Source organism: Bacillus pretiosus (assembly GCF_052947655.1).
In genome coordinates this window covers 590,041-604,818 of the sequence record NZ_CM129593.1, presented here as the reverse complement: position 1 = coordinate 604,818, position 14,778 = coordinate 590,041, and the positions used below count along the sequence as shown (strand labels likewise).

Here is a 14,778-nt window from a genome sequence, read left to right as displayed (position 1 = left end):
TCTCCGCCCCCTAGTCCACAAGTGATACGTATTGTTTTCTTTGCCACTTTTGCTCGATTTCAACACCATTTTGCGGATTACGCTTTTTATCTCGCGGGTTTGAAGATGGTAACGGACGATTTCCTTTTTCACGTAACACACGCATTTTCACCATCGTTTGTTTATATGCTGGTGTACACGTATAAAGGTCTGTTGCCGTCCCAGTTAAAATATTGATTGCCTCTTCATTTACTGTTGCATGCATTGGTAAATATAGCTCTTTCCCCGTTACACGATCAGTAATAAGCGCTTGTACTTTAATTTTCCCAAATGGTGATGCTAATTCTACAAGACCACCATCTTTTACATTGCGCTCTATAGCGAGTTCAGGTGAAATTTCAACGAATACTTCAGATACTTTAGATAAAATACCAGCCGACTTATTCGTCATATTCCCTTCATGGAAATGTTCTAGCATACGACCATTATTTAAAAGTAAATCATACTCATCTGGCGCTACAACCGGTGGTACCCATTCATCTAATGATAAACGAGCAAGTTTATCTGGGAAGTTAAATCCATCTACATATAATAGCGGTGTATCGCTACCATCATGACTACCCCAACATAAACTATTCCATCCTTCTAGACGGTCATACGTCGCTTGAGAGTATAACGGTGCAAGTGATGCGATTTCGTCCATAATTTCACTTGGACTTTCGTAATTCCAATCCCCGCCCAGTGCACGAGCAACTTTTTGCAAAATCCACCAGTCTGGTTTGGAATCACCAAGCGGTTTCAATACTTCATATAATCTTTGAATACGGCGCTCTGTATTCGTAAACGTTCCTTCTTTTTCTAAGCTTGGTGCTGCCGGTAAAATAACATCAGCAAAACGAGCTGTTTTTGATAAGAACATATCTTGAACAACGAGGAAGTCTAAATTTGATAAAATATGTTGCACATGGTTCGCATTTGAATCGACTAAAGCCATTTCTTCACCCATGACATACATACCGCGTAGTTTTCCTTCTTCCGCTGCAAGTAACATTGCAATATTATTTAATCCTGGTGCTTTCGGAATAGTTGTACCGTATGCTTTTTCAAATTTCGCACGAAGCGTATCATCTGATACTGCTTGATAACCAGGAAGCCAGTTTGGTAATGTTGCCATATCACAAGCACCTTGTACGTTATTATGCCCTCTTAATGGGTATGCACCTGCACCAGGACGACGATAGTTACCCGTAACAAGTAGTAAATTTGAAATTGCTGCTGATGTCGTACTTCCTCCTGTATTTTGAGTTACACCCATTCCCCAAAGTATACAAGTACCATCTGCTTCATATACCATACGGGCCATTTCTTTTAACTGAGCTTTAGAAATCCCCGTAATTTCTTCTGTGTAATCAAGCGTATACTTTTCTAACATTTTGCTATATTCATCAAAGTTCTTCACATTTTCAGCTAAAAACTTTTTATCGTGCCAATCTTGATCAATGATATATTTCGTAATACCTGCAAGCCATACGTAATCCGTTCCTTGGCGCGGATGAATAAATAGATCCGCACGCTCTGCCATTTCATGTTTACGAAGGTCTGCTACAATCAGTTTTTGCTCGTGTAATTTATGAGCACGTTTTACTCTCGTAGCAAGTACAGGATGTCCTTCTGTTGGATTCGCACCAACGATAATAACAAGGCCTGCTTCAGCTATATCTTTCACTGTTCCAGCATCCCCGCCCATACCGACAGTTTTAAATAAACCGTCTGTCGCTGGAGATTGACAATAACGAGAACAGTTGTCCACATTATTCGTTCCATATATTTGTCGGGCTAGTTTTTGCATAAGGTAATTTTCTTCATTCGTTACTTTCGATGAAGAAATGAATCCAAATGCATCGCTGCCATATTGAGATTTAATATGCTGCATGTTAGAAGCAACAACTTCTAATGCTTCTTCCCATGAAGCTTCAACAAACATATCTCCTTGGCGAATTAATGGCTTCGTAATTCGATCTTCACTATTTACAAAGTCCCATCCAAATTTACCTTTTACACATGTGGAAATACCATTAACAGGTGCATCTGAAACAGGTTGCACTTTTAATATATGGCGATCTTTTGTCCATACTTCAAAGGAACAACCGACACCACAAAATGTACAAACTGTTTTTGTTTTATTAACTTTCGTCTTACGCATCGCAGCCTCTACTTCTGAAACCGCTAAAATACTACTATATCCAGGCTCTACATCCTTTACAAAATCAATCATTGGATCTAACACATCTGGTTTTAATCCAGTCATGAACCCAGCTTCACCTAGCATTGTTTTTTCCATTAACGCATTACATGGACATACTGTTACACACTGCCCACAACTTACACAAGATGAGTCATTTATGCTTACACCATGATCCCATATAACACGTGGACGATCTAAGTTCCAGTCTATCGATATAGTTTCATTAACCTGTAAGTTTTGACATACTTCTACACACTGTCCACAAGCAATACATTGATTTGGATCATACCGATAAAACGGATGTGACATATCCACTTCACAAGCACTTACTTTCGGCTCATACGGATATTTCTGTTCTTCAATTCCCATCATATGTACCGTGTTATGGACTTTACAGTTACCATTATTGTTATCACAAACGGTACAATACAATAAATGATTCTCTAATATTCGATCCATTGCCTCAGTCTGTGCCTCTTTTGCACGCTGGGACTGTCTTTCAATATGCATACCGTTCTCTAATTTCGTTGAACAAGCACGTAATAACTTCCCATTTACTTCTACAATACACGTATCACAAGTTTGAATTGGATCTACTTCTGGTACATGACAAATTTGAGGATGTTCCAAATTACTCTCGTTAAATAATTGTAGTATCGTCTTTTCACCCGATGTGGAAAATTCTTTACCATCCACGGTTACACGGACTGTCTGTTCTGCCATAGTTTCCCCTCTCCTTACAACCAACTGTACAACACAATTATGAATCCGTTTTCAAAATCGTATTACTGTACATATTTTTGAAACGCTCTGCCCGAATACTTTTCTTATGAAGTCGATTCTAGATGTTATAAGGTATAACTACGAAAGCTTGAAAATATCACTATTCTACAGTTCTATTATATCGTACATATACAATAATAACCAAAATAATCTGTGATTCCCTTGCTAATAGGTGTTTTTATTTCCCCATTGTTTTATGATAAATATGGGAGAGAAATACATATAAAAGGGGAATTTAATATGGGGCCTACGCAAGAGACTTATACAATTGTACGCTATCAATCTGGTACATTTTCAAAACAACTGGATGAGATTGTTACAGAATCTCCTATTACTATTAAATTAAATGGTGAAGAATATGTAACAGTTGTATGCACACCAAATTATATTGAAGATATGGTAATTGGTTTTTTAATTTCTGAAGGAATTATTGCTTCCTATAAAGATGTTGAAGAACTATGGGTGCAAAAAGATAACGGAATTGTCCATGTAACATCATCAAAAGTAAATCCACTCTATCAAACTTTATATAATAAACGATACATCACTTCTTGCTGCGGAAAAGGTAGACAAGGTTTTATTTTCGTTAACGATGCAGCAAAAGCAAAAGATTTACATGATATACATGTAAAAATTACTCCTGAAGAATGCTTTCACTTAATGAATACTTTACAACAATCTTCCACTACCTTTCGCCAAACCGGTGGGGTTCACAATACCGCGCTATGTGATCGAAACAATATCCTCCTATCAAGAATGGATATTGGAAGACATAATGCATTAGATAAAATATATGGTCATTGTTTACGCAACGATATATCCGTTAAAGGAAAAATCATCGCATTTAGCGGGCGTATTTCATCCGAAATTTTACTCAAAGTTTCAAAAATCGGATGTGAAATGGTTCTATCTAAATCCGCTCCAACAAAATTAGCATTACAACTTGCTCACGATTTAGGCATTACAGTCGTAGGATTTATTAGAAATGAATCTTGCAATATTTACACACATCCACATCGAATTGATGGTTATCAATCGAATAACTAAAATAACTCCTCGGTTGAGGAGTTATTTTAGTTATAAAAATGTAATATATTAAAGACTTGAATAGTTAATGAAGTTAATATATAATTTCATTACATATTAAAAACAAAACATTGTAGCATATATCTTTTCATTCTTTTACAAATTAAAAGAGACTGTTAACAAAACGCATACACAATCTTATTGAAGTAATGGATTTATTTCGACCAAGGAGGTTATAACTATGGAAATTCGCTTATTAACGACAGAGGACGCAGAAATATATTTAAAAGTTTGTATGGAAGGTTTAACGAAGAACCCGGAAGCTTTTAGCTCTTCTTATGAAGATGTTCTTAAACATGAGGATCCTGTAGCTGCTATGGCAAAACGATTAAGCAATCCGGATAAGTATACTCTAGGGGTCTTCAAAGATAACGATTTAATCGGCATTTCTACTTTAGAAACAAAGCCTTTCATTAAACAAGAACATAAAGCAAAAATCGGTTCCGTTTTTGTTTCCCCAAAAGCGCGTGGCCTTGGAGCAGGAAGAGCTCTAATTAAAGCAATTATCGAAAATGCCGATAAATTACATGTAGAACAACTTATGCTCGATGTTGTAGTTGGTAACGATGCCGCAAAAAAATTATATGAGTCATTAGGCTTCCAAACTTACGGCTTACAAGAGCGTTCATTAAAACATAACGGGCAATATTGGGACGAGGAACATATGGTTCTGTTCTTAAATGATTAATACTTCAATATAGTTTTTTAAAAGCATCTTCTTATTAAGGAAGGTGCTTTTTTCATTACAACAATGTAATCTTCATGTCACCTTTATCGATCGTACCAAACCTTTCCATTCATTATACTAAAAGTATAAAGTGAAACTTTACTCAGTGGAAAGCTTTACCTCCACTGAGTATTAGCCCTCACCAATCGGGCTTTTATGGGCAGTTGATCTTCCATCTAACTTCTTCGCATCCACTAAATCTTTAGATGGAATTCTTACTGCCCATTAATGCGGGGTAAAGTGACACTTTCATTAGTGAGGTACCAATCATGAAATGAACGTATAGCATTCAATTGATATATAAAGGAGAATGTGACATGAAACAAAACAAACGAGCTATGCTTTTAATATTTACTACAGCAATTGTAACTTCTGGGTTAGCAATTTTACCTTGGTTTATTATATAAAACTATTCCCCTAATAACGAAAAAAAGCTTATTGCTTCTTAAGAAGCAATAAGCTTTTTCTATATTATAAAATCCCCAAAATTTTATTTACACAACTTATAATAATAACCATAGATACGGCAATGCACATGACAACCGTATTACGATCTTGCTTTTCTTTTTTTGAAATTTCTTCTTTTGGATTCATGTGTATGATCTCCTTTTAAAAAAAGTGTGAGATAGGAAATTTTTCTTATCCGATGCGAGGTGAATACGAAAACCCTCTCTATCTCACATACACAATAGAATGGAATTGTCATTTTATAAATAAAATGACATGACGTTATGTCGCAACATAGGGTATTTTGTGTCGCTACGTTTTCTATTATAAAAAATAGTTGTGCAAAACTAGTGCATTTTTTATGTCAATTACTCTGAGCGAAAAATAACTCTTCGACCTAATCACATAAAAAGAGTTTTTTATTATTTTCATGTAAACTATACAAGTAGAATGAACAGTTTGGGGTGCACAATATTATGGTTAAAATTTTATTAGTAGACGATGAAGAACGCATGTTACGATTATTAGATCTGTTCTTAAGTCCTCGTGGCTATTTTTGTATGAAAGCTACCTCTGGCCTTGAAGCACTAAAGTTAATAGAACAAAAAGACTTCGATATTATTTTGTTAGATGTTATGATGCCGAATATGGATGGATGGGATACTTGCTATCAAATCCGTCAAATTTCCAACGTTCCGATCATCATGCTAACAGCTCGTAATCAAAACTACGATATGGTGAAAGGTCTCACTATGGGCGCGGACGACTATATTACAAAACCATTTGATGAGCATGTATTAGTCGCAAGAATCGAGGCTATATTACGCCGTACAAAGAAAGACGGCTTCGTTAGCTTCAATGGTATTGAGTGGGATAAAACAAAACATACTGTCACAGTGTATGATGAAAAAATCTCACTGACTCCTATCGAATTTTCGTTACTTGGACTATTTTTACAAAATACAAACCGTGCTTATAGCCGAGATGATTTAATCGAAAAAATTTGGGGTTATGAAACAGACATTGAATATAGAACAATCGATTCACATATTCGCAATATCCGCGATAAATTACGCAAAAAAGGATTTCCAGTTGAAAATTACTTAGAAACTGTTTATAAAGTCGGATATAAATGGAAAAGTGAATAATTACTTCGGTCAGTGGACAATAGTATACCACTGACCCTTTATATGAAATAAGGTATGGTGAGAAAATGAGTAAACTTTCACTTAAAATTGGGACATACTTTTTAATACTAGCTTTATGTATTGAAACAATTGCTTTCGTATCTTTTTACAAAAGCATTTCAAACATGCGCATTGAGGAGGAAACACTTGCTCTTTTAGAAAAGGGTAATCGCTATAGTAACATGATTAAAAACCGCGCCAAGTGGAATGCATATTCTAAAGAAAAGAGACTCACAGAAAGCGCTGAACACAGTAAACGGCCTAAACGTGCTGTATACCCCGAGTTTGATATCAACACTGAAGCTGAACACTTAGTCGAATCAGAAGCAATTGCTAACTCTGATATAGCTATCATTATAACTGACAATAATGGCAAAATTATTTCCACTTCAGAACCTGTAACAAAGGTAATGCAAAAACATCTTACTTGTAAAACAGAACCTATTCCAGCAAACGGATTGGTTGTCGAAAAGAACTGGAAAAAATCAAAATTCATCACAACGGTAAGCCCACTTAACACAGCAGAGTTTCAAGGAAAGTTATATATGTTATTAAAAACATCTTTCTTAGAAAATATGTTACTTAAACTCATGAAGCAATTTCTTATCATTAGTGTTTTGACAGTTATTTTAACGACTATTTCTGTCTTTGTTTTTTCTCGTGTTATTACAGAACCGCTTATAAAAATGAAGCGGGCAACAGAAAAAATGTCAAAATTAAATAAACCAATTCAATTAGGTATTAAACGGAATGATGAACTTGGAAGTTTAGCAAAAACGATTGAAGATTTATCTAGTGAACTGACTTATATGAAAAAAGAACGCAATGAATTTCTCGCTAGTGTTGCCCATGAACTATTAACTCCATTAACCTATATGAAAGGTTATGCGAAGGTAGCAAAGAGAGACTCTTTAACGAAAGAAGAGCGTGAAGAATACTTACAAATCATTGAGGATGAAACAGATAGTGTAACCGATCTCGTCCAAGATTTATTTATGCTGGTGCAATTAGAACAACACCAGTTTGTTATAAAAAAACAAAAAGTGATTCTTCAACCATTTTTAGAACGAATGGTTGAAAAAACAAAAACAACATTAACAAATAAACAAATGCAACTCCATGTATATTGCAAAGATGATTTAGAAGTTTGCATAGACGAAAGACGTATGGAACAAGTTATGTTAAATTTATTACACAACGCTTATCAACATTCGCCAGAAAACACTACTATTACGATACGCGTACTCACAGAAACAGATTCTTTTACAATAAGTGTAGCCGATGAAGGAGAAGGTATTCCTGAAGAAGATATCCCGCATATTTTTGATCGTTTTTATCGTGTTGATAAATCGAGAACGAGAGCTACTGGAGGAAAAGGTATCGGGCTAGCTGTTGCAAAAGAAATTGTAGAATTGCATAACGGTTCCATTCTAGTAACAAGCCAATTAGGAGTAGGAACAAACTTTAGAATCGAGCTACCTTTTGAATAAGATGCGTGTGAAAACACCAGTAGTAGTAAACACTACTGGTGTTATTTTGTTCATAAAATCAGCTCATATAAGCTAACCTTTTGAAATTATTCTTATTTCAATATAAAATAAAGTAAAACTTTAACCAATCGGGCATTTACGGGCAGTTATCTCCCACCTAAAATCCGCGCATTCGCCGGATTTTAAAGTTGGATTCTTACTGCCCGCAAATAGCGGGGTAAAGGTACATTTGCAAAGATTTGGAGGGTGATATAATTGGATATCCATGTATTAACAAAAAATGAAGCAGAAATTTACTTAGAACTTCGTGTAGAAGGATTAAAGCAAAACCCTGAAGCTTTCAGCTCTTCTTATGAAGATATTATTAATAAAGAGTGTGCGATTGAATATAAAGCACAAAAATTAGCACAAGATGAAAACTATACGCTAGGTGCATTTAAAGATGGACAATTAATCGGAGTTGCAACGCTGGAAACGAAACCATATGTAAAACAAGAACATAAAGCTAAAATTGGTTCTGTATATGTGTCTCCAAAAGCACGCGGACTTGGAGCAGGAAAAGCACTTATTAAAGAATGTCTTGAACTTGCTAAATCTTTAGAAGTAGAACAAGTTATGCTTGATGTTGTTGTTGGCAACGATGGTGCGAAGAAACTTTATGAATCATTAGGTTTTAAAACATTCGGTGTACAAGAACGTTCACTGAAATATAACGGACAGTATTGGGACGAAGAGCATATGGTCTTATTCTTAGATGAAAATAAATAATAAAAAACATCCTCATGCCTGGAGGATGTTTTTTACTTTCTTGTATACCATGCCTTATGTAATAATTGAACCGCTTTCGCAATTTCGTCTTCTGATAAAATTGCAAACCCAAGTAAAACTACATTTTCAGGCGCAGTACCGTCTTTATAGTACGTAGAAACAGGATATATTTTAATACTATATTTTGCAGCTTCTTTAATTAGTTCTTCTTCTCGCATTCCATTATGCACTTTTAATAAAATGTGTAATCCAGAATCTTCTCCTATCACTTCAACACGATTAGAGAAATACTTCTCTATTTCAAAAACAAGTCGATCCCTCTTTTTTCGGTAGACGACGCGCATTTTATGAATATGTTTTCCCCAATAGCCTTCATTTAAAAACTTTCTAATCACTTCTTGGTCCATTCTTGAAACACTTTGTGTATAAAACAAATATTCCTTTTGATATTTTTCAATTACATTCTTCGGTAATACTATATAGCTCATCCGTAATGAGGGCAACAAAGCTTTTGAGAGCGTCCCCATATAAATAACTTTCCCATCTGTATCTAAACCTTGTAGTGCCGGAATTGGCTTTCCTGAATAACGAAATTCACTATCGTAATCATCTTCAATAATATACCTGTCTTCCTCTTTCTTCGCCCATTGTAAAAGCTGCGTCCTTCTCGTAATAGGCATAATCATTCCATATGGGAATTGATGAGATGGAGTTACAAATACAACATTCGCATCGCTATTTTCTAAATCTGCCATACAAATTCCGTCTCTATCTAAAGACAACATTTGAACCTTCTTCTCTCCCTGTTCAAAAACGACCATTTTCCTATGATAACCTGGATTTTCAACAGCATAATTACTTCCCTTCAACAATTGAAAAAGTAACTTCACTAATATTTGTGTTCCCGCCCCTAATACAATTTGGCTAGCTGAACAACGCACACCTCTAGATTCATACAAATAGTTGGCAATTTCCTCCCTCAGGCTCAATTCCCCTTGAGGATGTCCAAGAAAAAGCAATTCATTATTATGTGGTTGCCATACATCATTTATAAGCTTGCGGTACGTAGTGAACGGAAACGTATTCGTATCAACCCCTGTTTGGGTGAAATCAAATGTATAGTTCTCCTCCCGAAACGGTACTTCTTCTACTTTCGCTTCACTTCCTTCTACATAAATCATTTGTTCAACTTTACATACAAAATAACCTTTTCTCGATGCTGACTCAATATAACCTTCTGCAAGTAATTGCTCGTAAGCCGCTTCTACTGTATTCTTACTCACTTGTAAATAGTTTGCCAGCTTTCTTTTTGCAGGTAATTTTGTTAAAGCCGGAATCGTTCCATCTTTAATCTCTTTTTTTATATACTCATACAATTGCACGTACAATGCTCTTTTACTATTCACATTTAAATTAGGCGTTAATTCTAACATAATATCTGACCCCTTAATAAAACTAAAATCTGATACTTTTTACAGTACCAGAAGTTATATATAATTCCTTTTATCATGTCACACATAAAAAATCAAATACCGGAGAGGAGAAACATGATAATGAACAATGGTAGACGTATCGGACTCATTATGATTATTATAGGGGCTACATTATGGGGATTATCTGGTCCAATGATTCAGTGGCTATTTCAGCATACTAATGTATCCTCAATTGATTTTTTAACAATTCGCTTGTTGCTTGCAGGAATATTTATTTTGTCTTTCTTACTTATAAAGAAACAAAACATATTTCAAATTTGGAAACACCCTAGATATTCTATACAACTTATTATTTTCTCTATTCTCGGCATGCTCGGTGCGCAATACGCCTTTATTGAAACAGTTCATATTAGTAACGCCGTTACAGCGACATTATTTCAATTTCTTGGCCCTGTTCTTATTACCATTTATGTCGCATTTGGACAAAAAAAATTCCCAGCGTCTATGCAACTGCTCGCAATTATAACAGCACTAACGGGGACATACTTTATTATTACAAATGGTTCAATTGAAAATATTGTTTTATCAAAAGAAGCCATTATTTTTGGTCTATTAACTGCAATTGGATTTGCATTTTATACCCTTCATCCAGCCTCTCTTATTAAAGAATGCGGAACAACTGTAGTAATTGGCTGGGGAATGTTAATTGGCGGTATTGCCCTGCTTATTTGTAATCGCTCGTTTGAATGGAATCAGCTTTCACAAACTTTTACATCAAGAACTTTTTCTATGCTTATTCTTATCATCATAAGTGGCACTCTTTCTTTCCTCCTTTATATCGGTAGTCTGAAATATTTAGCAGCAACAGAAACGAGCATTTTATCTAGCATTGAACCACTTGTAGCTGCCATCGTTTCAATCGCTTGGCTAAATGAATCCTTTGGAGCATATCAATTATTAGGCGGCGTATGTATCGTTCTTTCTGTTATTTTCTTAACGATGCCACAAAAAGAGAATGAACCTGCCTTTTCAACTGAACAAATATAGAAAATGTCAAAAGAGGTCGTACAAAACTTACGACCTCTTTTTATACTTTAAAGGAATTGTCCCGCTTTCTAGCAAATACAATTACACTAACAATAAAATTTAGGAGTGTGACACCATGAAAAAAATCGGAACTATGCTACTTTTCTCTTTTCTCATCGCTGGATGCACACAAGCGCAACCTGATTCAGAAGCACCTAAAAAAGAAGCCATCGCAACGTCATCCACTCAAGTTAATGCACCTTCCTTCTTTCATCTTAGCGTTTTAAAAGATGTAAATTGGGAAGAAACACCCTCCTTCATACAAGAAAAAATACCTTTAAAAGGCATCGAAGAAAAAATCGCAATGGCTGATAGTCCTATTATCGCAAATGAAAAAAATGAAATAATGTGGTACTTTTTAGATCCTGAAATGCCAACTGGAAAACTATCTATTATTGCACTAAAACAAGGATCAATAACTCCAACACCCGTACTCTTTCAACAAGAAACTTCCAAACCAACTTGGACTACTTCAAATACAATTGATTCTACTACAAACGAACTCCCTCTCACTATGTCACTACCTTCATCTGGATTATGGATATTAAATATATATGTGAATGAAAAATATTATGATCAGTTTTTAATTACCGCTGAGTAAAGTGACAAAACTAAAACCCTTTCTTACAACAATGTAATTTCTACGTCATATACTTCGATAGTTGAAGTATCTCCCTTCTCTTATACTTAAAGTAAGAAATGACATGAGGAGAGATGAGAGATGAAAAAAATGATAGAAGTGATCGTAGCAGTAACTGAGGTTTTAGTAAATGGTAAACAAGTTGCAATGGAATTAAATAAATAGTGAAGACACACAAATAAATAATTTTACACTTCTTCATTATTTTGATTTCTTATCTCAAAAAAGCAGTGCCTTTTTAGGCACTGCTTTTAGCTATTAATAACTTGGTATTTTCATAATTTGCGCCACACCTGAATCAATGGCCGCTTTCGCTACAGCTTCCGCAACACTTGGAACAACTCTTTTATCTAACGGATTCGGGATTACATAATTCGCATTACGTTCTTCGTCCGTAATGATGTTAGCGATCCCATATGCTGCCGCTAATTTCATCTCTTCTGTAATATCAGTCGCGCGCACATCTAACGCACCACGGAATATCCCTGGGAACGCCAATACATTATTTACTTGATTCGCATAATCCGAGCGTCCGGTTCCTACTACAGCTGCCCCAGCCTCTAATGCATCCTCTGGGAAGATTTCTGGAATTGGATTCGCCATAGCAAACACAATTGCTTTCTCATTCATCGTTTGTACAAGTTCTTTCGTTAATACGTTAGGAGCAGATACGCCAATAAAAATATCAGCTTGATGAATCGCTTCTTTTAACGTTCCACGCACATATTCTCGATTTGTCTTTTTGGAAACTTCAATTTGTGCTTCGTTCATCCATGATTCACCTTCACAAACAATACCTTCTAAGCTAACTAACGTAATGCGCTTTGCACCAGCTTTTAATAATAATTTTCCAATTGCAATTCCTGCCGAACCCGCACCGTTAATAACAATTTTCACATTATCCATTTGTTTGCTAACAACTTTTAATGCATTAATAACAGCTGCTAAGACGACAATAGCGGTCCCATGTTGATCATCATGGAATACAGGAATATTTGTTTCTGCTTTTAATCGCTTTTCAATTTCAAAACAACGTGGTGCCGCAATATCTTCTAAGTTAATTCCTGCAAACGTAGGCTCTAAATTTTTCACAAGAGTAACGATTTCATCCACATCAGTCGTACCTAAACATAACGGGAAAGCATCTACATTCGCAAATTTCTTAAATAAAATACTCTTCCCTTCCATAACAGGCATAGCTGCTTTCGGTCCAATATTCCCTAAACCAAGTACCGCTGTTCCATCTGAGATAACTGCCACCATATTACCGCGTGCCGTATAGTCATACACTGTTTCTTCATCCGCCGCAATTGCTTTGCAAGACTCCGCTACACCTGGTGTATATGTCAGGCTTAAATCATCCGCTGAATTTACTTCTACTTTACTTGTAATTTCAATTTTCCCTACTAATTCTTTATGCAGTAACAATGATCTTTCATTAATTTGATTATCTAACATACTTATAATCTCCCCTTAAATTGACAAGCTAGCTATATGAATATAGCTAGCTTGTTTGATCATGAAAACATTTTCAATAAAATTGTCGCTGTTACAACCATTGCTGCCCCGCCTAAACGTGTTGAAATTTGCGCAAACGGCATTAATTCCATACGATTTGAAGCTGATAAAATAGCAACATCTCCAGTTCCACCTAAACCACTATGACATCCCGTTACAATTGCTGATTCAACTGGATACATTTTCATCACTTTCCCTACAAGAAAACCTGATGCTACCATTGTAAGAACAACTGATGCGCACACAACAACATATCCTACTGAAAGAACTGCTGCTACGTCTTTTAACGGAATATATAGCAATCCTAATCCAACCATTAACGGCCAAGTTAAATTCTTCGAAATGAATTTATATAAATGGAATGCTCCTTGCTCCATTTTTGCTGGCATTAATTTAAAGTATTTCACAAGTGCTGCTGAGAAAATCATAATGATTGCCCCAGGAATACCGATGAACTTAGAAGCAAATCCTCCGAAGATGAAGAACGTACACGCAATTAATAAACCTGCTCCCATTAATGAGAAGTCAATTGGCTTCTCTGTATTTTGTTCTTTTAATAACTCTGCTTGATTGTCTGTTTTCACTAATACACCGTTACCACTAAGCTCCGGTTTCTTCTCACCTAAACGCTTCATATACCCTGCACTCACGATTGCGAACATATTTCCAATAATAGCCGCTGGAATAAGTTGTGATACAAACGTTGCTGATGATTCATTTAAAATATCACTATAAGCTAGCGACAATGGTAAAATCCCTTCCCCAATACCACCACTCACAATTGGTACGATGATAAAGAAGAATGTTTGCTTCATTTCAAATCCAAATAGTGAACCGACCAATAATCCTACCGCTACAGAAGCTAACGTCCCTACTACTAAAGGTATAAACATACGAACGAAACCTTGTACTAATACTTTACGATTCATTCCTAAAATACTTCCGACTACTAAACAAGAAATATATAAATATAAAAAGTTCGATTTTTTCATTAACATAGTCGCAGCTTCCATTGAAGCTGGATTCATCCAGTTAAAAAATACAAGTAATGATGGAATAAATAATGAAAGTATTGCCGGGCCGCCAATATTTTTTAAAATTGGAATTCTCATTCCAATGTCGCCTAAGAAAATTCCCATGATCATAATAACTGCAAATCCACCAATCATATCTGCTGGCAATTTATTATATACAGATGCCCCATAAATAATAGCAGCCAATACTACATATAACGGTAAAGGTATAACACCGATTTTTACATTCATAATTTTAGAAGCGAAAGATTCTCTTTGTACTTCATTTCCTCCAGAAAATGATACCGCTTCCACATTCTTTTGAATTCCCATATGGCACCTCCTTGTTTTCTTAATAACAATATTAAAACGCTTT

General features: G+C 35.5%; 12 protein-coding genes. 7 read left to right on the top strand and 5 right to left on the bottom strand.

All coding sequences use genetic code 11. From position 1 onward, the window contains the following. Positions 1 to 10: 10 nt before the first annotated feature. Positions 11 to 2,947 carry a formate dehydrogenase subunit alpha gene (fdhF, locus tag ACU8YW_RS03100; RefSeq protein WP_000840694.1) on the bottom strand — a complete coding sequence of 979 codons (2,937 nt, stop codon included), beginning with the start codon at positions 2,945 to 2,947 and terminating at the stop codon, positions 11 to 13. A 300-nt stretch (positions 2,948 to 3,247) separates the two neighbouring features. On the opposite strand from fdhF, the gene fdhD reads away from it, so the two are divergent. Together fdhD and ACU8YW_RS03090 are read left to right on the top strand one after the other, a co-directional pair. Further along, positions 3,248 to 4,054 (top strand): formate dehydrogenase accessory sulfurtransferase FdhD, encoded by an 807-nt coding sequence (gene fdhD / locus ACU8YW_RS03095; RefSeq protein ID WP_088608954.1) that lies wholly within the window; start codon positions 3,248 to 3,250, stop codon positions 4,052 to 4,054. A 220-nt stretch (positions 4,055 to 4,274) separates the two neighbouring features. Next, entirely contained in the window at positions 4,275 to 4,781 is a 507-nt protein-coding gene (locus tag ACU8YW_RS03090) for a GNAT family N-acetyltransferase (protein ID WP_426934359.1), read from the top strand. 510 nt (positions 4,782 to 5,291) lie between these two features. Here the strand turns inward: ACU8YW_RS03090 and ACU8YW_RS03085 are convergent. Then, positions 5,292 to 5,414 (bottom strand): hypothetical protein, encoded by a 123-nt coding sequence (locus ACU8YW_RS03085; RefSeq protein WP_001068388.1) that lies wholly within the window; start codon positions 5,412 to 5,414, stop codon positions 5,292 to 5,294. Between the two features lie 329 nt (positions 5,415 to 5,743). On the opposite strand from ACU8YW_RS03085, the gene ACU8YW_RS03080 reads away from it, so the two are divergent. From ACU8YW_RS03080 to ACU8YW_RS03070, 3 genes are all read left to right on the top strand, one after another. Then, complete coding sequence (locus tag ACU8YW_RS03080; protein ID WP_000238949.1) at positions 5,744 to 6,415, top strand: response regulator transcription factor; 672 nt, start codon at positions 5,744 to 5,746, stop codon at positions 6,413 to 6,415. Between the two features lie 65 nt (positions 6,416 to 6,480). Continuing rightward, on the top strand, positions 6,481 to 7,944 hold the full coding sequence (locus ACU8YW_RS03075) for a sensor histidine kinase (protein WP_426934358.1): 1,464 nt from the start codon (positions 6,481 to 6,483) through the stop codon (positions 7,942 to 7,944). A 255-nt stretch (positions 7,945 to 8,199) separates the two neighbouring features. Beyond that, complete coding sequence (locus ACU8YW_RS03070) at positions 8,200 to 8,712, top strand: GNAT family N-acetyltransferase (protein WP_426934357.1); 513 nt, start codon at positions 8,200 to 8,202, stop codon at positions 8,710 to 8,712. Positions 8,713 to 8,744: 32 nt separating this feature from the next. On the opposite strand, the gene pdxR is transcribed toward ACU8YW_RS03070, so the two are convergent. Then, positions 8,745 to 10,145, bottom strand: a complete 1,401-nt coding sequence (gene pdxR / locus ACU8YW_RS03065) for a MocR-like pyridoxine biosynthesis transcription factor PdxR (RefSeq protein WP_426934356.1) — start codon at positions 10,143 to 10,145, stop codon at positions 8,745 to 8,747. 120 nt (positions 10,146 to 10,265) lie between these two features. Here pdxR and ACU8YW_RS03060 point away from each other — a divergent pair, with 120 nt between their 5' ends. Further along, on the top strand, positions 10,266 to 11,192 hold the full coding sequence (locus tag ACU8YW_RS03060; RefSeq protein ID WP_098133102.1) for a DMT family transporter: 927 nt from the start codon (positions 10,266 to 10,268) through the stop codon (positions 11,190 to 11,192). A 115-nt stretch (positions 11,193 to 11,307) separates the two neighbouring features. Beyond that, positions 11,308 to 11,832: a DUF4871 domain-containing protein gene (locus ACU8YW_RS03055; protein WP_087983429.1), complete on the top strand. Its 525-nt coding sequence runs from the start codon at positions 11,308 to 11,310 to the stop codon at positions 11,830 to 11,832. Positions 11,833 to 12,129: 297 nt separating this feature from the next. Here ACU8YW_RS03055 and ACU8YW_RS03050 read toward each other — a convergent pair whose 3' ends face one another. Together ACU8YW_RS03050 and ACU8YW_RS03045 are read right to left on the bottom strand one after the other, a co-directional pair. Next, positions 12,130 to 13,329 carry an NAD(P)-dependent malic enzyme gene (locus ACU8YW_RS03050; protein WP_088608950.1) on the bottom strand — a complete coding sequence of 400 codons (1,200 nt, stop codon included), beginning with the start codon at positions 13,327 to 13,329 and terminating at the stop codon, positions 12,130 to 12,132. A gap of 59 nt (positions 13,330 to 13,388) precedes the next feature. After that, positions 13,389 to 14,735 (bottom strand): 2-hydroxycarboxylate transporter family protein, encoded by a 1,347-nt coding sequence (locus ACU8YW_RS03045; protein WP_000512729.1) that lies wholly within the window; start codon positions 14,733 to 14,735, stop codon positions 13,389 to 13,391. Between the last annotated feature and the right edge of the window lie 43 nt (positions 14,736 to 14,778).

What these genes read in the sequence shown, in the direction of transcription:
- ACU8YW_RS03050 (WP_088608950.1), bottom strand. Translation starts at nt 13,329, where the DNA reads ATGTTAGATAATCAAATTAATGAAAGATCATTGTTACTGCATAAAGAA.
- fdhD (WP_088608954.1), top strand. Translation starts at nt 3,248, where the DNA reads ATGGGGCCTACGCAAGAGACTTATACAATTGTACGCTATCAATCTGGT.
- ACU8YW_RS03090 (WP_426934359.1), top strand. Translation starts at nt 4,275, where the DNA reads ATGGAAATTCGCTTATTAACGACAGAGGACGCAGAAATATATTTAAAA.
- ACU8YW_RS03085 (WP_001068388.1), bottom strand. Translation starts at nt 5,414, where the DNA reads ATGAATCCAAAAGAAGAAATTTCAAAAAAAGAAAAGCAAGATCGTAAT.
- ACU8YW_RS03055 (WP_087983429.1), top strand. Translation starts at nt 11,308, where the DNA reads ATGAAAAAAATCGGAACTATGCTACTTTTCTCTTTTCTCATCGCTGGA.
- pdxR (WP_426934356.1), bottom strand. Translation starts at nt 10,145, where the DNA reads ATGTTAGAATTAACGCCTAATTTAAATGTGAATAGTAAAAGAGCATTG.
- ACU8YW_RS03080 (WP_000238949.1), top strand. Translation starts at nt 5,744, where the DNA reads ATGGTTAAAATTTTATTAGTAGACGATGAAGAACGCATGTTACGATTA.
- fdhF (WP_000840694.1), bottom strand. Translation starts at nt 2,947, where the DNA reads ATGGCAGAACAGACAGTCCGTGTAACCGTGGATGGTAAAGAATTTTCC.
- ACU8YW_RS03075 (WP_426934358.1), top strand. Translation starts at nt 6,481, where the DNA reads ATGAGTAAACTTTCACTTAAAATTGGGACATACTTTTTAATACTAGCT.
- ACU8YW_RS03060 (WP_098133102.1), top strand. Translation starts at nt 10,266, where the DNA reads ATGAACAATGGTAGACGTATCGGACTCATTATGATTATTATAGGGGCT.
- ACU8YW_RS03045 (WP_000512729.1), bottom strand. Translation starts at nt 14,735, where the DNA reads ATGGGAATTCAAAAGAATGTGGAAGCGGTATCATTTTCTGGAGGAAAT.